Raw genomic sequence first — 21,735 nt, 5'->3', positions numbered from 1 at the left:
ATAACATTTAGTGGGAATGCACATGCTATCCAGATCAGGACTGTCTTTCTACACCTATCACATATTTCTGGGAGGAACATTCGAAGTGGCTGAACAACCGAAGTCTGAGAGCTTGATGTCTCTCGTCAAAAAAGGAAACACATCCTCTGCCGTAGCCATGGCAGGAAATGCGGTACTTGCTCTATGCAAAGGAGGAGCCTTCCTATTCAGTGGTAGTGGTGCCATGTTCGCCTCGGCGATGCACTCTTTGGCTGACGCGATTAACCAGGGGTTCGTATTTGTCGGAAGTGTATTGTCCGAGAAAAAACCAACTCCACGATTCCCCACAGGGTTCGGGCGTGTCATTAACATTTTCTGCATGATCGCGGTTATCGTGGTCACCATCATGGCCTACGAAACGATTCACGAGGGTATTCACTTGTTGCAGCATCCGGTTGGTCATACCGGTGGCTTGTGGATTAACATCGGTGTACTCGTGTTAAACATCTTGATTGATGGAGCCATTCTGATCAAAGCGATGAAGGAAATCCTGAAAGAAGCTCGTGCACCCAAAGCAACAGGATTCGGACTCGTACCTGCCGCCATCAAAAACGTAGGCCGCGCTGCACCACCAACCCGTCTCGTATTCTACGAAGATGTGGTGGCTGTACTTGGGGCAATGCTTGCCCTGATCTCGGTTGTGGTCATTGCGCTGACCAACTTTGCTCTGCTCGACGGCATCGTAACTACGATCATTGGTTGTCTCATGATCGCAGTAGCCTTCCGAGTAGGTTATGACAATATGATCGGACTCATCGGCGTAGCTGCTCCGCAGGATATTGAGGATAAAGTATCCCAGACCATTCTCGCAGATACCCATGTGGCCGATATTCAGATGATGCGTATCATTCAGGAAGGTCGCTACTATCATGTAGAAGGTCTGATCGAGTTAACTAAAGGTCTATCCCTCGCAGATGCGGATGATATCAAATTCCGTATCCAGGAGAAACTGATGACCAACCCGGACATTGCCGATGCAGCGATCTCCATAATTGAGGATGACGGCGTAAATAGCTGGGGCAAGAAACATGCTGACATTTCACAAAAATAGACTTGACCTACCTGTAGAACCTATTGGTAAATCATATGGATGAGAACAAAGAACCTAGACCTAAGTCTAGGTTCTTTTTAACGCCAAGGACTGAGGTTATTCTTTTCCAATTCATGGTATGCTGTGTATATTGAAATGACAACGTTCGTAAAAACGAAGAGAAAGGGAGAACACTACGATGGCAAAACGTGCAATCTTTGCGCCTGTCCTCATCCTGCTAGGTGTGTACTTAATTCTGAACCAGGGAGGTTCAGTCGGTCCAGGGATGATCTTCGCCACATTCTGGCCTACATTATTCGTCATTCCACTGGGACTATTTTTCCACTGGCTCTACTTCTCTATGATCGGCCGAGGGGTTGGCCTGCTCGTTCCTGGTGGTATTTTGCTCACTACAGGCATTGTGTGCCAAATCGCGATGCTATTTGATAACTGGGGAACGATGTGGCCTGGCTTTATTCTTGCGGTAGCTGTGGGTCTGTTCGAATTGTATTGGTTCGGTGGACGTAACAAATGGTTGCTGATTCCGATCAACATTCTGACCGTGCTCTTCTTGCTGTTCTTCGCGGTAATGTCGATTGGCTCGATGTTAAACAGCATGTCCATCTTCCAGCCTTTTGTAGCGATTGTGCTGATTATGGGCGGGGCATGGCTCATCGTGGGTCGCAAAAAGCGCATGTAATGATGCAATATAAGCTAATTGGTGGGATCACACAAGCCACTCCGAAACCAGAACAACTTACGATCGCTGTTATCCCCAGATTTCTTGATTCCCTTATAGTGGGTAAAATCCGGGGATAGCTTATGCTTCCGATGTAGCTTTCCTTCAGAAAGCTTTCAGGCGAACGCTCCGCTTCTCCAGTTTGTTCTGCCTTCTCCGTTAACGTGTGATCTTCAGTATCATCTTATATAGGGCACTTCCATTCGCTATTAGCTCTAGAAGTAGGGTAAGGAAAAAATCGAAAGATCCCCTGAACTTATTATCGTTCAGGGGATCTTTCGATTTCTGATGTAGGTGAAGTATCAAGGACGCTTACGCATACTTTAATTCATGTAATAAATTAACCCTTTATTAGTTTTATTTTTTTATTATGTAAATCTTTAACTTTAATTACCAAACTCCGATAAATATATATATCACCTAAGGAGGAATTAATTAAATGACAGCGGAATGGAAGATTGAGAGCTTCGAAATGGACAAAGATCGGGCGTTAATTCTTACTCCCGAGTACCTTTATGTAAAAATCCCCAAAGAGGATGCTCTAAGATTTGTTGCAGAAGGCAAGCAAGGGAACTGGGATTGGACAGACCGTATCCATTCCAAAGATGTGGTTCACCTTAGCACCATCCATCGTGTAACAGCCAACAAAAAAGACTCGATGGTAGACATGGATTTGGACAATGATTCACCCAAAAAATACAACTTCTATTTTTTCATCGATGAGTCAGAGATCAAGCAGCAATTTCTCGAAAAATTACATACCCATCTTAACGACAGCCATACCTACGAAGAGAAACAGGTTTCTTCACTAAAATCGATTATCAAGCCTTTGCTCACACTGCTTGTAACAGCTGCAGTTGGTGTTATCCTTGCATATCTTGCTTCTGACCCACTAGAACCAGGAACAAGCTACAAAGTCAGGTTAAAAGTTAAAGTACTGTTCGACTTCCTTACCGATATTGGCTCTGTTCCCATTATTATTGCAGCTAGTGTAATTGCACTTATTACCATCATCGTCATGTTTGCACGAATCAAAAACCCACCACTTCTCGTATCTATGAAAAGAAAATAAATGTATCAGCAGTGTGCATAAGTAGTTAGATTCAGATTCCTCGCTACATAAATCAAACTAATCCTGTACATAAGAACATTAAAAGCAGCAACCTTCGCCAGATTTATACTGGGAGATGGTTGCTGCTTTTTGCATTTAATTTAGCCATAATCATGGCGTTATAGACCATGAAAAGCCCCTATTTACTATGCATTTTAAACTCTAGGAACAAGTCGTTGTAATGCGAGAGCATTTTTTTGCCCAAATTATCGTACACCTCAAGCTTACCTGTCAGCGTTTCATCGGGATAAAAGCGTTCATCCTCAGTGATGTCCTCAGGCAATAGCGCTAATGCAGCGGCATTTGGGGTGGAATACCCCACGTACTCCGCATTACGAGCGGCATGATCTGGATCTAACATGAAATTAATAAACTGATGTGCTCCCTCAATATTTCGCGCAGTGGTAGGAATGACCATGTTATCGAACCAGAGATTCGAGCCTTCCTCTGGCACCATATAATCCAGTTTGTCGTTCTCATCCATAATCTCAGACGCGTCTCCAGACCAGACGAGCCCAACTGCTGCTTCCTCGTTGGCGAGCAACATTTTGATCTCATCTCCGACGATCGCTCTAACGTTAGGTGTTAATGTCGACAGCTTCGCCAGTGCCTCTTGAAGGTGATCCTCATTGGTGTCGTTCAGGGAATAACCCAGGCTGTTCAGCCCCATGCCCATCACTTCACGAGCACCGTCGAGTAAGAGAATCTGATTCTTCAAGCGAGGATCCCACAGATCGTTCCAGCTCTCAAATGTCAGCCCATCGACCAGTTCAGGGTTGAACACAACACCTACCGTTCCCCAAAAATAAGGAATGGAGAACTTGTTGTCTTCGTCAAACGACAGGTTCATGAACCGGGCGTCAATGTTCTTCAAATTAGGCAGTTTGCTATGATCCAAGGCAACGAGCAGGTTCTCTTCTTTCATTTTGCTAATCGCATACTCGGAAGGAATCGCCACATCGAACGTGGTTCCCCCCTGCTCAATCTTAGTCAGCATCGCTTCATTGGAGTCAAACGTCTGGTAGATGACCTTCATGCCTGTCTCTTCCTCAAACTCCGTCAGCAGATCTGGATCAATATAATCGCCCCAGTTATAGATGGTCAGCGTATTGCCGCCAGAATAGCCTTGGCTCTTGTTAAGATAAGACGTTAGAATCATCAAGGCAAAGGCCGCCACAAAAACAAGTGCAAAAGTCCGTACCAATTGCTTCATGGACGTAGCCCCCTTCCAGCAGGTGTCCGCGCCGCGCGACGATTAATGAAGTAATAGCCCACAACGAGCAGTACCGTCAGCAGGAACAACAGTGTAGATAAGGCGTTGATGGACAAGGATACACCTTGGCGTGCCCGTGAATAGATCTCTACGGAGAGCGTAGAGTAGCCGTTTCCTGTGACGAAGAAGGTTACCGCGAAATCATCTAATGAATAGGTTAGTGCCATGAAAAATCCAGCAAATATGCCTGGCTTCACATACGGCAGTACCACACGCGTTAGAATCTGCCACGACCCCGCCCCGAGGTCACGCGCCGCATCCATCAAGGTTGGGCTCATCTCCTGTAACTTCGGTAGCACCATAATGACGACGATCGGTACACTGAATGCAATATGAGACAGCAGAACCGATGTAAAGCCTAATTTAATGCCAATCATCGTAAACAGAATCAGGAACGAAGCACCAATGATTACATCGGGACTGACGATCAGCACGTTATTCAATGATAACAAGGTACTCTTTGTTCGTTTGCGGCGTACATGGTAGATGGCGAGCGCCCCCGCCACACCCAGCATGGTAGAAATGGCCGAGGATAACAGCGCAATAACAAAGGTATTCAAAACGATAATGAGCAAGCGTGTATCCGCAAATACTTCCCTATACCACTCCAATGTAAATCCTTCAAAGCTTCGCATATGGCCGCCACTATTAAAGGAATAGAAGATCAGGTAGGCGATCGGTGCGTATAGGATGGCAAATACAACAGCCAGATAGACATTAGGCAGTTTTCCGTTTCTTCCCATGACGCACCTCCTTATTCCCTGATCCAGTTAAAAACATAATGAGAGCCATCGCGATAATCAAAAAGACCGCAATGGTCGAGCCCATTCCCCAGTCTTGGGTAACGAGAAAATGTTGCTCAATCGCTGTTCCCAGCGTAATCACCCGGTTCCCCGCAATCAGACGGGTAATCATGAACAGGGACAACGCCGGGATAAATACAGCCTGGCAGCCCGATTTCACACCGCTCAGTGTCAACGGGAAGATGACCCTACGGAAGGTCAGCCAAGAGGATGCACCCAAATCGCGCGCTGCATAGATCAGCGATGGGTTCATCTCTTCCAGTGCATTGAAGATCGGCAAGATCATGAACGGAATGAAAATGTACACCGATACAAAGATAAAACTAAAATCGGTAAACAAGATCTGCTGTGAACCAATGCCGATAACCTCCAGCAAGGAATTCGTTAGACCATACGTGCCAAACAAACCGATGAACGCATAGGCTTTTAACAGCAGGTTAATCCAGCTTGGCAAAATAATGAGCAGCAGCCAGAGCTGCTTATGCTTCGTCCGAGTTAGCAGATATGCCGTCGGATATGAGATCAATAGAGAGAATACGGTAATGAGCAGTGCGTACCAGAATGAACTGAGCGTCATCTGCATATATACCGGCGTGAAGAAGCGGGCATAATTGCCCAGCGTAAAGTTCCCCTCCACATCGAAGAAAGAGTAATAGACAACGAGCAATACCGGGGCTACAACGAACAACACCATCCATAGTACATATGGAATCAAATACGCATTGCGTGCACTCGCCTTAGTCTGCATGAACAGCCTCTTGATATGCTTCTAGTCGTTTATCGAACTCTTCTTCCGTCTCGTTGAAACGCATAACGTGGATCGCTTCTGGGTCAAAATATAGACCGATTCGTGCACCTACGTCAGCTTTCTTCGTAGAATGCACTAACCATTCATTGCCCGCATCATCGTAGGTGGAGATCTCGTAATGTACCCCGCGGAATAACTGGGAGTCTACGTTAACTTTCATTTTCCCTTGCGCCTCGGTCGTGATCTCCAGATCCTCCGGACGAATCACAATCTCAACAGGCTCATCTTGTTGTAATCCCTGATCCACACATTCATACTCTGCACCAGCAAACTCCACCACAAAATCCTGCTTCATTTTACCGGATACAATGTTAGATTCCCCGATGAAATCTGCGACAAAACGGTTGATCGGCTCATCATAGATGTCATTCGGTGTTCCGCTCTGCTGGATCACACCGCCATTCAGGACAAAGATCTCATCTGACATCGCCAGTGCTTCCTCCTGATCATGCGTGACAAAAATAAATGTGATCCCCAGCCGTTGCTGCAATTCACGCAGCTCATACTGCATTTCCGTACGAAGCTTCAGATCGAGTGCAGACAAAGGCTCGTCCAGCAGCAGAATCTCCGGTTCGTTGACAATGGCACGAGCAATGGCAACACGTTGTCTCTGACCACCCGACATCTCGCCTATCTCACGGTTTTCGTAACCGGATAAGTTGACGAACTTGAGTGCTTCCAATACTTTGCTGCGAATTTCAGCCGTTTTCATCTTTTTGATGCGCAAACCAAAAGCGACGTTCTCAAACACATTCAAATGTGGGAATAATGCGTAATCTTGAAATACCGTGTTCACTTGCCGCTGATGGGCAGGCACACTGTTAATTAAAGCACCATTAAAATAAATACTGCCCTGCGTTGGCGTTGCAAAGCCAGCAATCAGTCGCAAAATGGTTGTTTTACCACAGCCTGACGGCCCTAATAATGTATAAAATTTACCTCGCTCGATCTCAAAGCTAACTCGCTTCAGTACAGCCTCATCTTGATCGTATTGCTGAGTTACCCGGTCGAACCGGATAATCGGTTGTTGATCTGACATACCATTTCGCCCCCTTAAACTTGAGGTGTACCTCTATACAATTCAATTCATTACAAACCCAACCTATTATACACGACTTTGTTTAAGTCATGTGCTGGATATAGTTAATTTAACCTTTTTTTAATAAGAAGAAATACCAAACCACGACCCTACTCCCTTATTTCTTAATGAGCATTATTCACTATTTTTTATGAAACAGACATTAGGGCTCACCAAGATAATTAAGGAAACTAAATTACCTTGGTGAAATGGAACGAATCGTTATTGAACGTCCTATAGGGACAAATCTATCAGATAAATCTATCTATTTTGAAAAAGGTAGTCTTTCGTACAAGCCATTCATTACACCGAGAATACAATAGAGTAGATTGATAGAAGGAGGTGTCCACAATGACAAATTTCTTTTCTCCCCTCTCCCCTAAAAGTAAAGCCAAAAACAAAACAAAGGTCATCGCTAAAAACAAAGCCAAAAACAGATCGAGAAACGATGCCGACAACACGACTAAGTCACGCAACATTCAAAAAACAGTTGTTAACGTAATTGTTCCAGATCACGATAGCAAGAATAAGCATCATCAAGATTGCAGACGTTTCTGGTAATAGGTGTGATTCGCTCTATCCGCAGATTAATGCTGCGGGTATCGAATCTATCAGGTAATCTATCTATTTTTGAAAAAGGCTAGTCTTTCGTACAAGCCGTTCATTGCACCGAGAATACAATAGAGTAGATTGATAGAAGGAGGTGCCCACAATGACAAATTTCTTTTCTCCCCTCTCTCCTAAAAGTAAAGCCAAAAACAAAACAAAGGTCATTTCTAAAAACAAAGCCAAAAACAAAACTAGAAACGACGCTGACAACAAGACTAAATCACGCAACATTCAAAAAACAGTTGTTAATGTAATCGTCCCAGATCACGACAACAAGAATGATCATCATCATGGCTACAGACGATTCTGGTAATAAAAGTTGTTTACATTACCCGCAGATTATATCTGCGGGTTTTGTTGGCACAGAACTAAAAACAGCAGAAAGATAGACTGAGATATGGTGCATAAGTAAAATTAAATATTGACCGCTGTAAAATTATAGTATTATATTTGATATAAATGGTTTTAAGTACTAAATTATGGATTTATATATAAAGGCGGTGTCTTGCATGCAATCTAACACCATACGAACAGAAGTGTTGCAATACATACAAGATCATAATCTAACGCAAAGTGAGTTCTCGACACGGGCCAATATTAATTCAGGTTCGTTCAGTAGACTCATTAATCAAAATAAACCATTCTCCATGAGCCAACTTGACGGTATTACGAAAGCTATGGGATTAGAAGAGGACTACTTCTATCCCCGATTTGTAGTGGAATGTTTTACACTAACTGCTCCGGATTGGAGAAGATTACGTCCCTTTCTAATCCGCTGTGCAGAAGTGGGACGTCCGGATTGTATCGAACTTATCCTAAGTAATTTATTGGATAACACGAATTATGGAAGTTTACTTTTTGAAGTTGCGGAGGAGTTGTTCCATAGTCAGTACAAAGAGGCAGCGAAATTAATATATGAAAGTGTAAGTGTCATTGAGAAATATCAGCATTCTGAGCGTCTGGCTCTATGCCAATATCGTCTATTCTCCCTCTCACTAAGCGATAATCTTGCACTAAATCTGCGAGCCGCTACACGATTTGAACCCTACGCGAATCGCCTGGAGGAAACCGATCAATTAGAAGCGATCAAACATCTGGCTCACGTCTATGTTTCACTGCATGAATGGCATAAGGTCGACACACTCTCCGAAGAAATGTATCGTCTCGCTTCTATTCAATATGAACTATCACTTCATCCCAAACGCAAAACATCGGAATATAAGAGACCTTTTCGACCTTTTTATTTCTATATGCTGTATGCACGCTTGCTTCAATCCGCAGTGTATGAGCAATATGAAGATTACGAGAAAGCGATTGAATATACACTGCTTTATACCAATGCAGACGTGTGGATTCAAGATTCTTCTGATGAGGCCAGTTTGATTATTAAACAATTCAACGATTTTTCAACTGTTAATCTGTTTCTATATCAATTACTAGCGGGTAATCTGGAAACCTTGACAGATTATGTTGAGTACATCTCCAGACAACCAGATGAAATTTTCCATGCCCTTACCAACATTGTTAAAGTCGCCAATAAATTTGATATCAATATCGATGATATTCTAGATCGTTTTCAAGAACATATTCCCTTCAAAACGTATAACAGTGAGTTTGGTGAGTACAATAAACCAATCAAGGCAGAGGAATACTCATCATTTTTGGCCGATTTAGGAAAATACCGATTACACCAAGGACATAGCCAAGGTATTGATATTTTGCTTGAGGGATTAGAATTTGCTGGTAAAATAAATAGTGAATCCAATATCATCAAATGCCTTACGCTGTTCAACCGATACAGAGAATGGGCAAACTATGACCAGTTGCAGAAATTCAATAATTTGAATAGTGAGGTGTACCAGTCACATGAAAAATATCCGTTCAGCTCTGTTTATTAGTAGTATATTTGTATTTTGTATTGCTCCTATTACAGATGTCCTCATTACTGTTATGACACACGGTGTAGGTTCAGGTTAATTTCCTTAAGTGAATCAGCTCCCTTAGCATCCTCCTTATAATGTTCACTAAAATTAGTACATAAGGCGTCCACCAGGACGTCTTTTTATTTTTTTGATTTCTCTTCTCTCCTGAGCAGTTGGTACATACAATGTCGATGATATGTCTATCTATACGTATACATGTCCCTCAGCTTTCTGCTGCATGATCTCTTGATCGAGAGAGGAGTCTTATTGGTGGATATCAGACGTAACCTCGTTTTGCTTATGCTCATTTGTTTTCTCAGTCAGATGGGCGGCTTCATGATCATCCCTCTATTTCCTTTGTTCATTGAAGAATTCGGGATGAGCGGATGGATGATGGGCATTATTTTTGCACTCTTTTATGTCGGGAAAGTACTGGGTGGTATCCCTGCCGCCGCTCTATATCGCAAGCTGGGGGGCAAGAAGGCACTGATTCTCATGCTCTTGATGCTCGCCGTCTGCATGGCAGGTTTTGCTGTCTCATCTACTGCTCTGCTCTTCGGTGTATTGCGGCTGCTTCAAGGAGTCGCCTCTACGGGCCTTACAGTAGTTGTGCGATCCATTATCGGAGATGAAGGCAATGTAAGCAACCGGGGTTTATATAATGGTTACATCAGCAGCAGTGAGGGCGGCGGTATGGTTCTTGGCCCCGTCATTAGTGGCTGGTTAGCATTACACTGGCCTTTATCCGTCCCTTTCTGGCTGGTTACGCTCTGCTGTCTTATGGCTATGGGTGCAGCATGGGGCATAAAGGGCAGGAGCACCACAAACCTGGATGTACAAGCAACGCAAGATCTGAATACACATAACCCTTCCTCTCCTACTATAGATCCACCCCCTATCCTCACCAATCCTACTGCATTCATAAACCCTGATCTTGATCAAAGTAACCTTCCTGGCACAGATAACCCTGCACTATCGCAGAGACAACAATTCATTGGTTATGCCACCGTTCACTTTCTTGAGATGAGTGCCTATGCTGTTTTCTTGACCTACTTCGCTCTGTACGCGGCTCATATTATGCAGTGGAACCCACTCCAGACCAGTCTAGCCTTCACCGTTGCAGGTCTATCCACACTGGCAGCAGCACCCTTTGCAGGCTATTTATCTGATCGAATGGGCGATCGCTTATTGTTATGTATGTTCGGTATGCTGATGATCGGTATTGAAGTCATTGTATTTCTATGCACCTCATCTTATCTATGGGTATATGTGGGCATGTTAATCGGAGGCGTGGGCGGCGCATGTTATATGGATTCGTTCTTCGCACATGTCGGTGACCATATTTCGGAAAAGAATCGAAGTAACGTGATTGGGAAGATTGTGTCTGCTGCGGAGATCGGCTCTATCGTATCTCCGATCATCGCTGCATTACTCGTCGAGTATAGCTCCCTTTATGCCGTATTTGTGTTTAATCTGCTGTTGATTGCCGCTGCCATTGGGGTTCAAGCTGTCATGCGTAGCCATTATCGTGTGCATTAAAGGTAGTCATTCTATGAATTGTACAAAAAAAACCCGCTCGCACCATATTAATGGGCAAACGGGCACTTCGGGGAATGATCGGATGGTAGCTGCTCTTCCCCAGGTAATGTAGCGGGTCTATCCTGGTTGTCTAATGCATTCTCAGAACTAGCCCCAGTTAGATGTATCACTGGATCTTGACGGAAAAAGTTCGGTTTCACAATCTCATTGCGGTACGAACTGTGGAAAATATGCGTTGTCGCGGGCGATACTGGCGGTATGAGCCACACCCAATCCCCCGTCAACTCTCGCCCAGCCTTTTCTTCCCGTTGTTCAAATAAAGCAAACTGTGCGGCCGCTGTATGGTGATCCACAATGCTTACGCCAGCTTTCTTGAACGAATGTAACACAGCAACATTCAGTTCAACGAGTGCCCGATCTTTCCACAGTGTCGTCTCACTGTTCGTGCTCAGGCCTAGTGCCTTCGCCACTTCAGGTAGCTTGTTGTAACGGAACGTATCTGCCAAGTTACGCGCACCGATCTCCGTTCCCATATACCAACCGTTAAATGGTGCGGCCGGATAGGATATTCCCCCAATCTCCAGCCGCATGTCAGCAATCATCGGTACACCGTACCAACGCATACCAAGCTCAGCGATTTCAGGACGTTCTGGATGCTCAATAGTGACTTCTACGATATCCTCTTCGGGTACCGGATACCACTCTGGATGTCCATCCTGGGCTTGAATAATGATGGGGAGCACATCATACGCCGTACCAGCTCCCTGCCATCCAAGCTCCATTGCAGCACGAGTTAGCTCCAGAGAAGCGGGGTCACCTACGATACCTTCGGCAGTTTCATACCCAGCATAGCGAATCAGCTGATGATTCCAGATGCGTACAGGTGCTCCTTGTGGTCCAGCTGGAGGAAGAATCGTGATCGTAGGTATAATCTTACCGCCATTGGAAGCCACCCGAATATGATGTAACACGGCATCGGCAGTTGTTGCGACTGTATCTGCATGACGAGCGTCAATGACACGCAAGCTATCCCAAAATAATCGTCCAATACATCGATTGCTATTACGCCATGCCATTTTGCACCCTTGTTCAAGTTCTTCTAAAGTGTGCTTATATGTGCCCTTCTCCTCGATTTCATGTTGGACAGCAATAAGCCGGGTCTCCGCGTCTTCACGCGAATAGCCCAGCTCATCGTAACATCTATATATAAAGTGTTCTGCTTCTTCCTTCAGTTCTCCTAGGTCTGTCCGCATCGTTCACTCCACCATTCCATCCATCTTGAATGCCCTCATTATACGGTAAGCAAATTCAATTTGTAAGCGAACAGACACTTTGTTCACGGACTCTACACATCGCTGTCAAGGTATAGGATAACCTTGCATCGTTTAGCAGTTTATTGAGGGCAAGTCAGGATCATACCGTACCCTCAGTTTGCAGAGATTATGCTTCAAAGTAAGCTTACTTTCCCAAGAAAGCATTCAACATCCATGTTTCTTTGTCCAGTTCCGCCGTGAAACCAATAAGCATATCTTCAGTCGCTTTATCATCCATTTCACCTGCTGCTTGAATACCCTCATTAATTACATCTACCATAATGCGTAAATCAGCAACAACAGCCTCTACCATACGCTCTGCGTTGAATTGTCCTTGTGCTTCTTCAATAGGAGACAAGCGTAGCTGCTCTGACATTGTCGCAACCGGACGTCCACCAATAGCTAACAAACGCTCTGCTGCTTCATCCATGTGTGCTGTAGCCAAGTTGTACAGTTCTTCAAATTTCGCATGTAATGTGAAGAAGTGTGGTCCTTGAACATACCAGTGGAAATGATGCAATTTCGTATACAATACAGACCAGCCTGCGATCTGACGGTTAAGTACCTCGTGAAGTTTAGTTGTTTCAGTTACAAATGGGTTGGTTTTAGTTTGCATTGTGCTCATGGAATTAATCCCCTCTCGAATTCATTATTTTAAGTTCATGTGTTGTGAATATTGAGTTGCGTACTGTTGTCGTTATTTATTATTTAATTTAGACTTAATCTAAATCTTGTTTTAATTATAACACTAGCTTGCTCACTTGGCTAGGCTTTCGGCTATGTTATGAAATGAAGATTCTATGAAGGGAACTTCATCTTCTAAGCATTAAAAAACAACCCTTAATTATCAAAGGTTGTTTTTTCAACTCAGCATTGAGAGTTCATTTATTTACTCTGATTAAAATAGGAAATCTTTTCTAAAAACCTTCTCTTTTTATAAACAAAATGCATCGTTATGATTGATTACAATCATATAGGAGAGGAAGAGATTCATTTGGACAAATTCCGAGTTCCAGAAAAAGTTCTTAGGTTAGCCATTTCAGTTATTGCCTTTCCACTGACATTCTTTCAGTTTGTGTTATCCCAATATGAAATAAATAAATTCAAGCATCCAGGAAAAATGATTAACGTTGGCTCCCGTCATTTACATACTATAGCAACCGGAAAAAATAAACATCAGCCGACTGTGATATTAGAGTCAGGTATGGGCGGTTGTGCGTTAGATTGGTCACTAGTTCAACCGCATCTTTCCGAATATACGAAGGTTGTCTCATACGATCGAGCAGGGTTTGGATGGAGTACTCAAACTATAGAAAATCCCACTTGCGAAAATTATGTTGCTGATCTCCGTGAGTTATTATCTAGAATGGATTTAAAGCCCCCCTATATTCTGGTAGGACACTCCTATGGCGGAATGATAATGAGATTGTATGCGTCGAAATTTCCTGATGAAGTTGTGGGAATCGTGCTTGTTGACTCAACTCATGAAAAACGATTCACAAAAGCAGGATCTAGTGAGGGTAGAAGAGTTGAGCAACTTAATCATCAAAATCGTCTCAAACTAGGTTATTTACTATCTCCTATCGCAGTTCCTCGACTCATTAAACAGCACATTGGTTCTAAGAGATTGCCTACCGACATTCAGAAAACGGTTACTGCTCTAGGCTATAGAACCAATGCATACAAGGCAGCTTATCTAGAATTACTACATACCATTAAGAGTGCCGATCAGCTACATAGATCAAAATCACTAAGATCAGATATGCCTATAATTGTTTTATCAGCAGGAAGACAGAACGAGGAATGGAAAGAGGGGCAGAAGGAACTCTTAAACCTCTCTAAGAAAATCCAACATATTATTGTAGAGGATAGTTGGCATTCGATTCATATCTATAATCCTCAGGCCGTAATTGATTCAGTGATTCGTTTGCTATAATTCAGTACTTCTGTATTGATGACTCCAATCATTTAATCTCAGACAAAAGGAATCGTTTGATGTCCTCATATGTGTGCGCAACATGATGTGGTTGGTGATCCGATTCAGGCATGGCTTCACGATGATTGAACCAGATAACGCTCCATCCGGCATCTACTGCACCTACGACATCATTACGCCATGAATCTCCAATGTAGTAGCTGTTAGAAGCCGATGTACCTGTTAGCTCATTTACATGTTCGAATAGTCGCCGATCTGGCTTGGCATAACCAATGGTGCCCGAGATAAAGATACGCTCCTCTGGAATCAATCCGAATACATCCAAAGCTTCCAGCTTGGTACGTTGGTGTGCTCCAGGGCCATTCGTGATTAGGCCAACCACGTGGCCGTCGGCTGACAGTCTCCGAATCAGATCGTACGCGCCTTCAAACGGTACTATCCGAAACTGGCAACTTAGATATTGCTGCTGCAATGCTTCTGCTTGTCCTGCTTGTAGTGACACGCCGAACTCTTCCAACGTCAGTTCGAACCGGCGACGACGCATCCGTTCCATAGCTGCCGGCTCCGGTACAGCCGATAATCCCTCCTGCTCCGATAACCAATCGCTATAGTAGCGGAAACGATGATATACCTCGCTGTAAGGAAAGTCGTCCGGTAGGCCCAGAATATCTTGAAGCGCCCCACGCAGTGGTTGCAGATGATCATATAACGTATCGTCTACATCGAAAAATATAGCCTTTTGAGCATTGGGATTAGGTGACATAAATAAGGCTCCTTCTCTGTCTTTTATAATCTAGTTAAATGTGTATGAAGCAATATTCCTTTTCTTCTATTTAATAAAGTCATAGCGAGCGGATGAATGAATTCATCCATATATTTAGAATATTGTGGGAATGCATCCTATTGAATGTTATAATTAAAGTTCAAAGCATACCTTGGGTAACGACTTCGAGGCATTCTACAAGGAGGTATATGCATGAAATTCTTCTCATTCCCTGCTGAATATAAGCGTATTGTGTACCATCTAATTCTAAACTGCAGTCTTCTGCTATTTGCCGCTGTAGTAATGCTCTATGCTTTCTATCAATTCCCTTCTGCTTCAACACTTAATTACGTAATCATTGCCATACCTATGGCAGGTAGCGCAGTAAGATCAGTATACTATGCCGTAAAGCTCAAGAAAATGAGAACCGCCCAGAGTTCTGCATCTGAACTATAAATGTCATCCTATTATATAGTCGTCAAAAAAAGGTAAGTACACGGTATTTTCTACCCTGCACTTACCTTTTTCTATATTTTAGAATCCAGTTACTCCGCTTCAATTGAAATCCATATTGAATAGTGATGATTCCTCTGGCTTTTCTTCAATAAGCTATTTTGAAACCATTACACTATTGCACGACCAGTGGTACAACCTTACCTGCGTTCACATCAATCAGCCCGTGATCGGTGATTTTGAGCGCTGGGCTCACGGCAAGGGAATGGGTGCTAATCGACATAATCGGATTATAATGCACATAACCGAGCGATAACATTGCAGCCCGTAATTCCTTCACTTGATGGGATACAACAGCTAGCGGTTCCTCAGTCAGAATGCCACCGACCGGAAGCTCCAGATGACTGAGCACCTTGCCATCCTCAACGACGCAGAATCCCCCTTGGCTCGAAATCACCTTGTTAGCTGCGATAATCATATCTTGACGGTTACGTCCAACGACGAGAAGGTTGTGATTATCGTGGGAGTACGTTGTCGCGATGGCACCGCGTTTAATCGTATCTCCACCAATCAGACCATGTGCATGATTACCGTTCACCCCATAACGCTCAAAGGTGGCAATCTGTCCATATTCACTCTCTTCCCACAAGAGCTCATCTCCCGCTACCTGGATCTGCGCAATATGTTCCTCGACAAAGGTTGAGCCGTCCTTCACCATCATCACCCGGCATGGGTACGAGGCTTCACCAGCAAGATCTGCACTCACCTTCGGCTTGTCTTCTGCCTGAACAGCGTCTACAACACTACCCGTACCTTCTCCTGAACCACTAACTTTAGGATCGGATAAACGAATCGCAAAATCCTCTTCACCAAGCTGCTGTAATTGCACACTATGGTAGAAATGAGCTGGGAACTGCCCAATGATCCGTTCTTGTGTATACGGTTCGTAGTCGTCGTAAGCCTTACGACCTTTTTTGTAGACCTGATCAATACGCAACATTTCAAGGTCGGACAATAGGACGTAGTCTGCTACCTTACCTGGTGCGATACTGCCACGATCCGTCATTTTCATCCGAGCTGCAGGAGTAGACGTTGCCGCATAGATCGCATCTTCTGGGCGCATTCCCATACGCATCGCCTTACGTACAAGATGATCCAGATGTCCTCGCTCCACCAGACTATCAGGCATAACATCATCTGTCACGAAACAGAAATGCTCCTTCACATCATGCTGAATCAGATACTCCATCACTTCTGGTGTCATGGATTTCTCTTGGATTTCAATAAACATGCCCGCAGCAATACGAGCCTGTAATCCCTCAATACTCTGGTGTGTATGATCCGAATCAACCCCAGCATAGATCAGTCGGTGTAGATCCAGACCTAGTAGCTTCGGTGTATGCCCTTCAATGACAAGTTCCGGGTAGTGCTTCCGAATGTGGCGAAGAATCTGATTGGTTTTGCACTCCGGGTCGCGAATAACGTCCACATAGTTCATAATCTCACCCAGACAGATGATCTCTCCCGTTGCCAATAACGTATCCATATCTTCGATCTCGATGGAACCACCTGTTGTTTCCATTGGAGTCGCCGGCACAGAGCTTGGGATCGCATAGAACATATCCACGAGTGTCTCCCGACTTGCTGCCATCATCTCCTGCACACCTTCCAGACCGAACACATTAGCCATCTCATGTGGCTCAGGGACAATGGAAGTCACCCCAGAGCGGATAAGTCCGTGTGAAAATGTCGCTGGCGTTACCATCGTACTCTCAATGTGCAGATGAATATCAATCAAGCCTGGAATCATATAACGACCACGTGCGTCGATGACTTCATCCGCATTAATGAGCTCCGATCCACCTGAACCGATATATAGGAATCGACCGTCCAATACAGCGACGTTATTTTGTTCGAATCTTTTATAATAACTGTTATACACATTTACATTCACAATTAGTTGATCTGCACGCATCGGCATAATCTCCTTCTTCACACGCATCTCAGCGTGATCCGGATGAGCAGTCCACCTGCAACGTGCTGCACTGCACGTTTATCTACAGTTCCGCACCTACGGTACACCTTGCCCCAACCGGATTCACTGCACAACATGCCTTCTTTGCTGCTCTACTTCCTGTTGCTGTCGATTACATTCAATGACTACTCCACCAGCACAAGTTTATCCTGTGGGAAAATAAGACTCACTCGCTGTCCGCTCAGATAAGGCGTCTCCATCTCTTGGTTGGCTGTGAAGTCGCCAAGCTCCGTCTCAATAACATACTGGTAACTACGACCAAGGTACGTACTCACCTTCACGATGCCTGGCAATGCATTTGCAAGATCCGCAGATGTGTCTCCACTCACGATCAGATCATCCGGGCGAATCGCGCCTTTGCGAGCACCGGCACGAGCGGTACCCGGATGTGCGGTAGCATTAAACGTACGGCCTCCGGCATGCAGTGTAATCATATCCCCTGCATCCGTGCGATCTGCAAACTCAATAAAGTTATGGAATCCGATAAATCGTGCTACAAACTCCGTTGCCGGATATTTAAAAATCGTCTCTGGGCGGTCGAGCTGCTCGACCACGCCTTTGTTCATGATCGCTACCTGATCGGAAATCGAGAAACACTCTTCCTGATCATGAGACACATAGAGCGTAGTGATGCCAAGCTCCTGCTGAATCCGGCGAATCTCGACCCGCATGTTGAGTCGCAGGTTAGCATCCAGATTACTGAGAGGTTCATCAAATAGAAGCAGATCCGGTTCAATCACCAGTGCGCGGGCAATCGCCACACGTTGACGCTGTCCCCCGGACAGCTCTGTTGGATAACGTTTCTCAAATCCAATCAAGTTAACCACTTCAAGGATGCGCATCACACGTGAGGAGATATCCTTGTCCTTCACCTTGCGCATCCGCAGGCCGAAGGCCACATTGTCATAGACAGACAGATGCGGGAACAGCGCATAACTCTGAAATACAAATCCGAAGTTCCGCTTGTTCACCGGAACCTTCGTGTAATCCTTGCCGCCGAACATAAACTTGCCCTGTGATGCTTCCAGGAATCCGGCGATGAGGCGCAGCGTAGTTGTTTTGCCGCAACCGCTCGGTCCGAGCAGGGAGAGCAGCTTACCTTTTTCCAGCTCCAACTGAAAATCCTTCAGGATTGTCTGCTTATCGTATGCCACGGATACGTGGTCTAGTGTCAGCAATGCCATAGCGTTCTGCGCCTCCAATTAACGTTTAGTAAAGTATGAAAATCCGCCCATGATCCGTTCGATCACGAACATTAAGAGTCCTGTCAGTACCATCAGCAGCACGGAAATGGCTGCAATCGTTGGGTCAAAATAATTCTCCACGTACGTCAGCATCTGAATCGGCAATGTACTCACACCCGGGCCAGTCATGAACACGGAAATATCCACGTTGTTGAACGACTCCAGGAAGGCAATCAGAACGGCAGCCAGAATACCGGAGCGAATGTTAGGCAGCACCACCTGGAAGAACGTTCTTAGACGTCCAGCACCCAGACTTAATGCCGCTTCCTCCACTGCAAAATCAAAGCTCGACAGACTTGAAGCAATAACGCGAATGATAAACGGAAGCATAATAATCGTATGTCCAATCAACAATCCCAGATACATGGGAAGGTGATAGATCACGATGAGATATTTCATTAACGTGAAACCAAGCACGATGCCCGGAATCAATACCGGTGATAAGAACACCGCATTCAATACCGACTTGCCTTTGAAATCGTAACGACTGAGTGCATACGCAGCCGGAATCCCCAGTAACAGCGCCAGCAAGTTCCCTAGCAAGGAGATGATGATGGACGTCTGGAATGTGCGGAGGAAACCGCCTGTGTTAAAAATATTTTCGTACCAACGGAAGGAGAATCCCTCCGGTGGGAATTTGAGTACCGTTCCCGGTTCAAACGAAGTGACCGATATGATCAGAAGCGGGCCCAGCAGAAAGATAAAGACCAGCAGACTGAACAGGCCCAGCCCGATATGTTTCTCCCGCATATGTCTACCCCTTCGGATTTAAAGTTTTGGCCATTTTGTTCATGACACCGACCACGACAAATGTAATCACAATCATAATCGCGGCAACAACCGAGGCCAGATACCAGTCGTTGAGAGTCATGGCGTTCTGATACAGGAACGTGGCAATTACACGCTGTTTACCTCCAAGGAGGGCAGGTGTCGTATAAGCCGTCAGACTGCCGACAAATACAAGCACGGCTCCGATGACAAGCCCTGGCACAGCCAGTGGGAACACAACCCGGCGGAACGCAGTGAAGCGGGATGCACCCAAGCTTTGAGCTGCTTTGAGTAGGTCACCATCAATGTTCTCCAGTACGCCGACCAAGGAAATAATCATGAGTGGCAAGAACAGATGTGTCAGACCAATCATCATCGCTGCCGGCGTGTACAAAATATCCAGCGGCTTGTCCACGATCCCCAGGCCAACGAGTGCGTTGTTGATCAGCCCTTTACGTCCAAGGATAATCATCCAGCTGAACGAGCGCACAACTGGGCTCGTCAAGAGTGGGAAGATCGCTAGTGCCAGCAAAATGCCTTTGCGGCGCGGCGCTTTCCGTGAAATATAATAAGCTGTCGGGAATCCGAGCACCACGCAGACAATCGTGGTGACCACACTGACCTGCAGGGTGGTAAGCAATATTTTCAAAAAGTAAGGGTCTCTGAAAAAATGCATATATCCTTCAAACGTGAAGGAGTTTTCCTGAAAAAAGGTCGACCCGATCGTCAGGACAATCGGAATGATCATGAATGCCGCCAAAAATATGAATCCCGGCAGCAATAGCCAGTAGATTACTGATTTTTTCATCGTTCTACTCCTGACATAAGAAAAATTTGAGTCATTCCAAAAACAAGTGTTGGCTATCTCCGCATCAGCCGTTCCGGGTACGAATCGTTCTTCCGATCGCTGTTATCCTTCGATTTTCTTGATCTCCTTCTATTTAGAAGGAAAAATCCAAGGATAGCAAATGCTTCCGAAGCAGCTTTCTTACAGAAAGCTTGTAGGCGAGCGCTTCGCTTCTTCAGAATCGATTTCGTCCCCTCCACTAAGCGGGAATCAAGTTAAGAACTTATTTTAATATTGAACTTAACTTTCCTCTTTGGATAAAAATATTTACGAGTTCAAAAAATCCGGTTTTCAGTACCGAGAAGATGGGATGAAGATAGAAATGACGTAGCGGAGCGTAGGCAAAACTACGTGAGCAACGGACATTTCGGCTGAATCCCATATTCGACGCCGAGATGCCGACAGGCATCCTTCGTAATCAAAAGCGGATTTTTTGAACAACCTCTATATTTACGAATTTAATGCGTTGATAAACAGTTCAAGGAAACTTTCCGCATCTACCGTTTCGCATACGAGGGTGTTAGGTTGTTTTCCCAACCGGTTTTGAAAATCACACACCATCTGACCGTCGCATAGACGGCTTGCGGTTTCGACATCCACGTAATACGACTTGCGTCCAACCAGTTCCGAGGCAAGGGCTACGCCAACAGCCAATGGATCATGCAGCGCACATGCTCGTACACCGTTCATTTCTTCGTACCGTTTAATATAAATCGCTGTGCTCTGTGCCACATAATCGCGCAGCACTGGATCGGTTAACCGTGCAATAGCTTCTTCATTCAGCAACGTCTGGCGTGTAACATCCAGTCCTACCTGTGTAAGCTTCTCAATTCCTGCCTGCACAACGATACGTGCAGCCTCTGGATCGGCGTACGTATTGTACTCCGCTACTGGTGTCACATTTCCGTGACCTCGTACAACGCCACCCATGAAGATGACTTCCTTCAATAAAGAAGGCAGCTCCGGACATTTGATTAGCGCTAGCGCCAAATTCGTGAGTGGTGCCGTCATAATCAGGGTGAGTTCACCAGGATACAATTTAGCCTGCTCCACGATAAAGTCTGGACCGAATCCTGGATCTGCCTGCTTGGACACTGCCGGATCAGGCAGCGCACCGCCCAATCCATCCTGTCCATGCACGCGATGCTCATAATGAGACTTCCGAGTCAGCGGACCCGCTGCTCCAGCAATCACCGGAATGGCAGGCGCACCTGCCAGCTCCAGTATTTTGCACGTATTCTCCGTTGCCTGCGCTAGAGATACATTGCCACAGACGGTTGTAATGCCGAGAATATCTAGCTTCCGGCTTTTGACAGCAAGTAGAATCGCCAGCGCATCATCAATACCTGTATCTACATCCAAGATGATGGGATTAGACGCTTTACTCATCTATGCTCCACTCCTCTGCTGTGGTATATAGTTGCT

The 21,735-nt window shown here is 45.1% G+C and carries 21 protein-coding genes; 9 read left to right on the top strand and 12 right to left on the bottom strand.

Annotated features, from left to right (window positions below):
• Positions 1-85: 85 nt before the first annotated feature.
• The 3 genes from MH215_RS15555 (at position 86) to MH215_RS15545 (ending at position 2,880) form a co-directional block, all read left to right on the top strand.
• Complete coding sequence (locus tag MH215_RS15555; protein WP_156395552.1) at positions 86-1,090, top strand: cation diffusion facilitator family transporter; 1,005 nt, start codon at positions 86-88, stop codon at positions 1,088-1,090.
• A gap of 178 nt (positions 1,091-1,268) precedes the next feature.
• Positions 1,269-1,769: a hypothetical protein gene (locus tag MH215_RS15550; protein WP_239291297.1), complete on the top strand. Its 501-nt coding sequence runs from the start codon at positions 1,269-1,271 to the stop codon at positions 1,767-1,769.
• A gap of 478 nt (positions 1,770-2,247) precedes the next feature.
• Complete coding sequence (locus tag MH215_RS15545) at positions 2,248-2,880, top strand: hypothetical protein (protein ID WP_239291295.1); 633 nt, start codon at positions 2,248-2,250, stop codon at positions 2,878-2,880.
• A 178-nt stretch (positions 2,881-3,058) separates the two neighbouring features.
• Here the strand turns inward: MH215_RS15545 and MH215_RS15540 are convergent, their stop codons facing one another.
• Genes MH215_RS15540 through MH215_RS15525 form a run of 4 tightly spaced genes read right to left on the bottom strand, consistent with a single transcriptional unit; the run spans position 3,059 to position 6,842 of the window.
• Positions 3,059-4,132, bottom strand: a complete 1,074-nt coding sequence (locus MH215_RS15540; RefSeq protein ID WP_239291294.1) for an ABC transporter substrate-binding protein — start codon at positions 4,130-4,132, stop codon at positions 3,059-3,061.
• Positions 4,129-4,935, bottom strand: a complete 807-nt coding sequence (locus tag MH215_RS15535) for an ABC transporter permease (RefSeq protein WP_239291293.1) — start codon at positions 4,933-4,935, stop codon at positions 4,129-4,131. Before MH215_RS15535 ends, MH215_RS15540 begins: the two co-directional genes overlap by 4 nt.
• On the bottom strand, positions 4,910-5,743 hold the full coding sequence (locus tag MH215_RS15530; protein WP_239291292.1) for an ABC transporter permease: 834 nt from the start codon (positions 5,741-5,743) through the stop codon (positions 4,910-4,912). Before MH215_RS15530 ends, MH215_RS15535 begins: the two co-directional genes overlap by 26 nt.
• Positions 5,733-6,842, bottom strand: coding sequence for an ABC transporter ATP-binding protein (locus MH215_RS15525; RefSeq protein WP_239291291.1), 1,110 nt, complete (start codon positions 6,840-6,842; stop codon positions 5,733-5,735). Before MH215_RS15525 ends, MH215_RS15530 begins: the two co-directional genes overlap by 11 nt.
• Positions 6,843-7,232: 390 nt before the next feature.
• On the opposite strand from MH215_RS15525, the gene MH215_RS15520 reads away from it, so the two are divergent.
• The 4 genes from MH215_RS15520 to MH215_RS15505 all read left to right on the top strand — a co-directional run bounded on the left by MH215_RS15520 (position 7,233) and on the right by MH215_RS15505 (position 10,951).
• Positions 7,233-7,442, top strand: coding sequence for a hypothetical protein (locus tag MH215_RS15520; RefSeq protein WP_239291290.1), 210 nt, complete (start codon positions 7,233-7,235; stop codon positions 7,440-7,442).
• A gap of 151 nt (positions 7,443-7,593) precedes the next feature.
• On the top strand, positions 7,594-7,803 hold the full coding sequence (locus MH215_RS15515) for a hypothetical protein (RefSeq protein ID WP_239291289.1): 210 nt from the start codon (positions 7,594-7,596) through the stop codon (positions 7,801-7,803).
• A 196-nt stretch (positions 7,804-7,999) separates the two neighbouring features.
• The gene (locus tag MH215_RS15510; protein ID WP_239291288.1) at positions 8,000-9,388 is read left to right on the top strand and encodes a helix-turn-helix domain-containing protein; all 1,389 of its coding nucleotides are present in this window, start codon (positions 8,000-8,002) and stop codon (positions 9,386-9,388) included.
• Between the two features lie 294 nt (positions 9,389-9,682).
• Positions 9,683-10,951 carry an MFS transporter gene (locus MH215_RS15505; protein ID WP_239291287.1) on the top strand — a complete coding sequence of 423 codons (1,269 nt, stop codon included), beginning with the start codon at positions 9,683-9,685 and terminating at the stop codon, positions 10,949-10,951.
• A 47-nt stretch (positions 10,952-10,998) separates the two neighbouring features.
• Here MH215_RS15505 and MH215_RS15500 read toward each other — a convergent pair whose 3' ends face one another.
• A complete protein-coding gene (locus MH215_RS15500) occupies positions 10,999-12,204 on the bottom strand; it encodes a nitric oxide synthase oxygenase (RefSeq protein ID WP_239291285.1) in 1,206 nt (401 codons plus the stop codon).
• Positions 12,205-12,409: 205 nt separating this feature from the next.
• On the bottom strand, positions 12,410-12,889 hold the full coding sequence (locus MH215_RS15495; RefSeq protein ID WP_239291284.1) for a Dps family protein: 480 nt from the start codon (positions 12,887-12,889) through the stop codon (positions 12,410-12,412).
• A gap of 369 nt (positions 12,890-13,258) precedes the next feature.
• Here MH215_RS15495 and MH215_RS15490 point away from each other — a divergent pair, with 369 nt between their 5' ends.
• Positions 13,259-14,200 carry an alpha/beta fold hydrolase gene (locus MH215_RS15490; protein WP_239291283.1) on the top strand — a complete coding sequence of 314 codons (942 nt, stop codon included), beginning with the start codon at positions 13,259-13,261 and terminating at the stop codon, positions 14,198-14,200.
• Positions 14,201-14,228: 28 nt separating this feature from the next.
• Here the strand turns inward: MH215_RS15490 and MH215_RS15485 are convergent, their stop codons facing one another.
• Positions 14,229-14,963, bottom strand: a complete 735-nt coding sequence (locus tag MH215_RS15485) for an HAD family hydrolase (RefSeq protein ID WP_239291282.1) — start codon at positions 14,961-14,963, stop codon at positions 14,229-14,231.
• Positions 14,964-15,176: 213 nt separating this feature from the next.
• On the opposite strand from MH215_RS15485, the gene MH215_RS15480 reads away from it, so the two are divergent.
• The gene (locus MH215_RS15480) at positions 15,177-15,419 is read left to right on the top strand and encodes a hypothetical protein (RefSeq protein WP_239291281.1); all 243 of its coding nucleotides are present in this window, start codon (positions 15,177-15,179) and stop codon (positions 15,417-15,419) included.
• A gap of 172 nt (positions 15,420-15,591) precedes the next feature.
• On the opposite strand, the gene MH215_RS15475 is transcribed toward MH215_RS15480, so the two are convergent.
• From MH215_RS15475 to MH215_RS15455, 5 genes are all read right to left on the bottom strand, one after another.
• The gene (locus tag MH215_RS15475; protein ID WP_239291280.1) at positions 15,592-17,391 is read right to left on the bottom strand and encodes an adenine deaminase C-terminal domain-containing protein; all 1,800 of its coding nucleotides are present in this window, start codon (positions 17,389-17,391) and stop codon (positions 15,592-15,594) included.
• Between the two features lie 185 nt (positions 17,392-17,576).
• Complete coding sequence (locus MH215_RS15470) at positions 17,577-18,635, bottom strand: ABC transporter ATP-binding protein (protein WP_239291279.1); 1,059 nt, start codon at positions 18,633-18,635, stop codon at positions 17,577-17,579.
• 18 nt (positions 18,636-18,653) lie between these two features.
• Positions 18,654-19,445 (bottom strand): ABC transporter permease, encoded by a 792-nt coding sequence (locus MH215_RS15465; RefSeq protein WP_239291278.1) that lies wholly within the window; start codon positions 19,443-19,445, stop codon positions 18,654-18,656.
• Positions 19,446-19,449: 4 nt separating this feature from the next.
• Positions 19,450-20,271, bottom strand: a complete 822-nt coding sequence (locus tag MH215_RS15460; RefSeq protein WP_056701902.1) for an ABC transporter permease — start codon at positions 20,269-20,271, stop codon at positions 19,450-19,452.
• 489 nt (positions 20,272-20,760) lie between these two features.
• The gene (locus MH215_RS15455; RefSeq protein WP_239291277.1) at positions 20,761-21,699 is read right to left on the bottom strand and encodes a nucleoside hydrolase; all 939 of its coding nucleotides are present in this window, start codon (positions 21,697-21,699) and stop codon (positions 20,761-20,763) included.
• Between the last annotated feature and the right edge of the window lie 36 nt (positions 21,700-21,735).

The organism is Paenibacillus sp. ACRSA (assembly GCF_022346845.1).
Lineage (GTDB): Bacteria > Bacillota > Bacilli > Paenibacillales > Paenibacillaceae > Paenibacillus.
This window is presented reverse-complemented; position numbering and strand designations above follow the sequence as displayed.

Coding starts and splice junctions, on each gene's coding strand:
- MH215_RS15550 (WP_239291297.1), top strand. CDS start 1,269: ATGGCAAAACGTGCAATCTTTGCGCCTGTCCTCATCCTGCTAGGTGTG.
- MH215_RS15545 (WP_239291295.1), top strand. CDS start 2,248: ATGACAGCGGAATGGAAGATTGAGAGCTTCGAAATGGACAAAGATCGG.
- MH215_RS15540 (WP_239291294.1), bottom strand. CDS start 4,132: ATGAAGCAATTGGTACGGACTTTTGCACTTGTTTTTGTGGCGGCCTTT.
- MH215_RS15535 (WP_239291293.1), bottom strand. CDS start 4,935: ATGGGAAGAAACGGAAAACTGCCTAATGTCTATCTGGCTGTTGTATTT.
- MH215_RS15530 (WP_239291292.1), bottom strand. CDS start 5,743: ATGCAGACTAAGGCGAGTGCACGCAATGCGTATTTGATTCCATATGTA.
- MH215_RS15525 (WP_239291291.1), bottom strand. CDS start 6,842: ATGTCAGATCAACAACCGATTATCCGGTTCGACCGGGTAACTCAGCAA.
- MH215_RS15520 (WP_239291290.1), top strand. CDS start 7,233: ATGACAAATTTCTTTTCTCCCCTCTCCCCTAAAAGTAAAGCCAAAAAC.
- MH215_RS15515 (WP_239291289.1), top strand. CDS start 7,594: ATGACAAATTTCTTTTCTCCCCTCTCTCCTAAAAGTAAAGCCAAAAAC.
- MH215_RS15510 (WP_239291288.1), top strand. CDS start 8,000: ATGCAATCTAACACCATACGAACAGAAGTGTTGCAATACATACAAGAT.
- MH215_RS15500 (WP_239291285.1), bottom strand. CDS start 12,204: ATGCGGACAGACCTAGGAGAACTGAAGGAAGAAGCAGAACACTTTATA.
- MH215_RS15495 (WP_239291284.1), bottom strand. CDS start 12,889: ATGAGCACAATGCAAACTAAAACCAACCCATTTGTAACTGAAACAACT.
- MH215_RS15485 (WP_239291282.1), bottom strand. CDS start 14,963: ATGTCACCTAATCCCAATGCTCAAAAGGCTATATTTTTCGATGTAGAC.
- MH215_RS15480 (WP_239291281.1), top strand. CDS start 15,177: ATGAAATTCTTCTCATTCCCTGCTGAATATAAGCGTATTGTGTACCAT.
- MH215_RS15475 (WP_239291280.1), bottom strand. CDS start 17,391: ATGCGTGCAGATCAACTAATTGTGAATGTAAATGTGTATAACAGTTAT.
- MH215_RS15470 (WP_239291279.1), bottom strand. CDS start 18,635: ATGGCATTGCTGACACTAGACCACGTATCCGTGGCATACGATAAGCAG.
- MH215_RS15465 (WP_239291278.1), bottom strand. CDS start 19,445: ATGCGGGAGAAACATATCGGGCTGGGCCTGTTCAGTCTGCTGGTCTTT.
- MH215_RS15460 (WP_056701902.1), bottom strand. CDS start 20,271: ATGAAAAAATCAGTAATCTACTGGCTATTGCTGCCGGGATTCATATTT.
- MH215_RS15455 (WP_239291277.1), bottom strand. CDS start 21,699: ATGAGTAAAGCGTCTAATCCCATCATCTTGGATGTAGATACAGGTATT.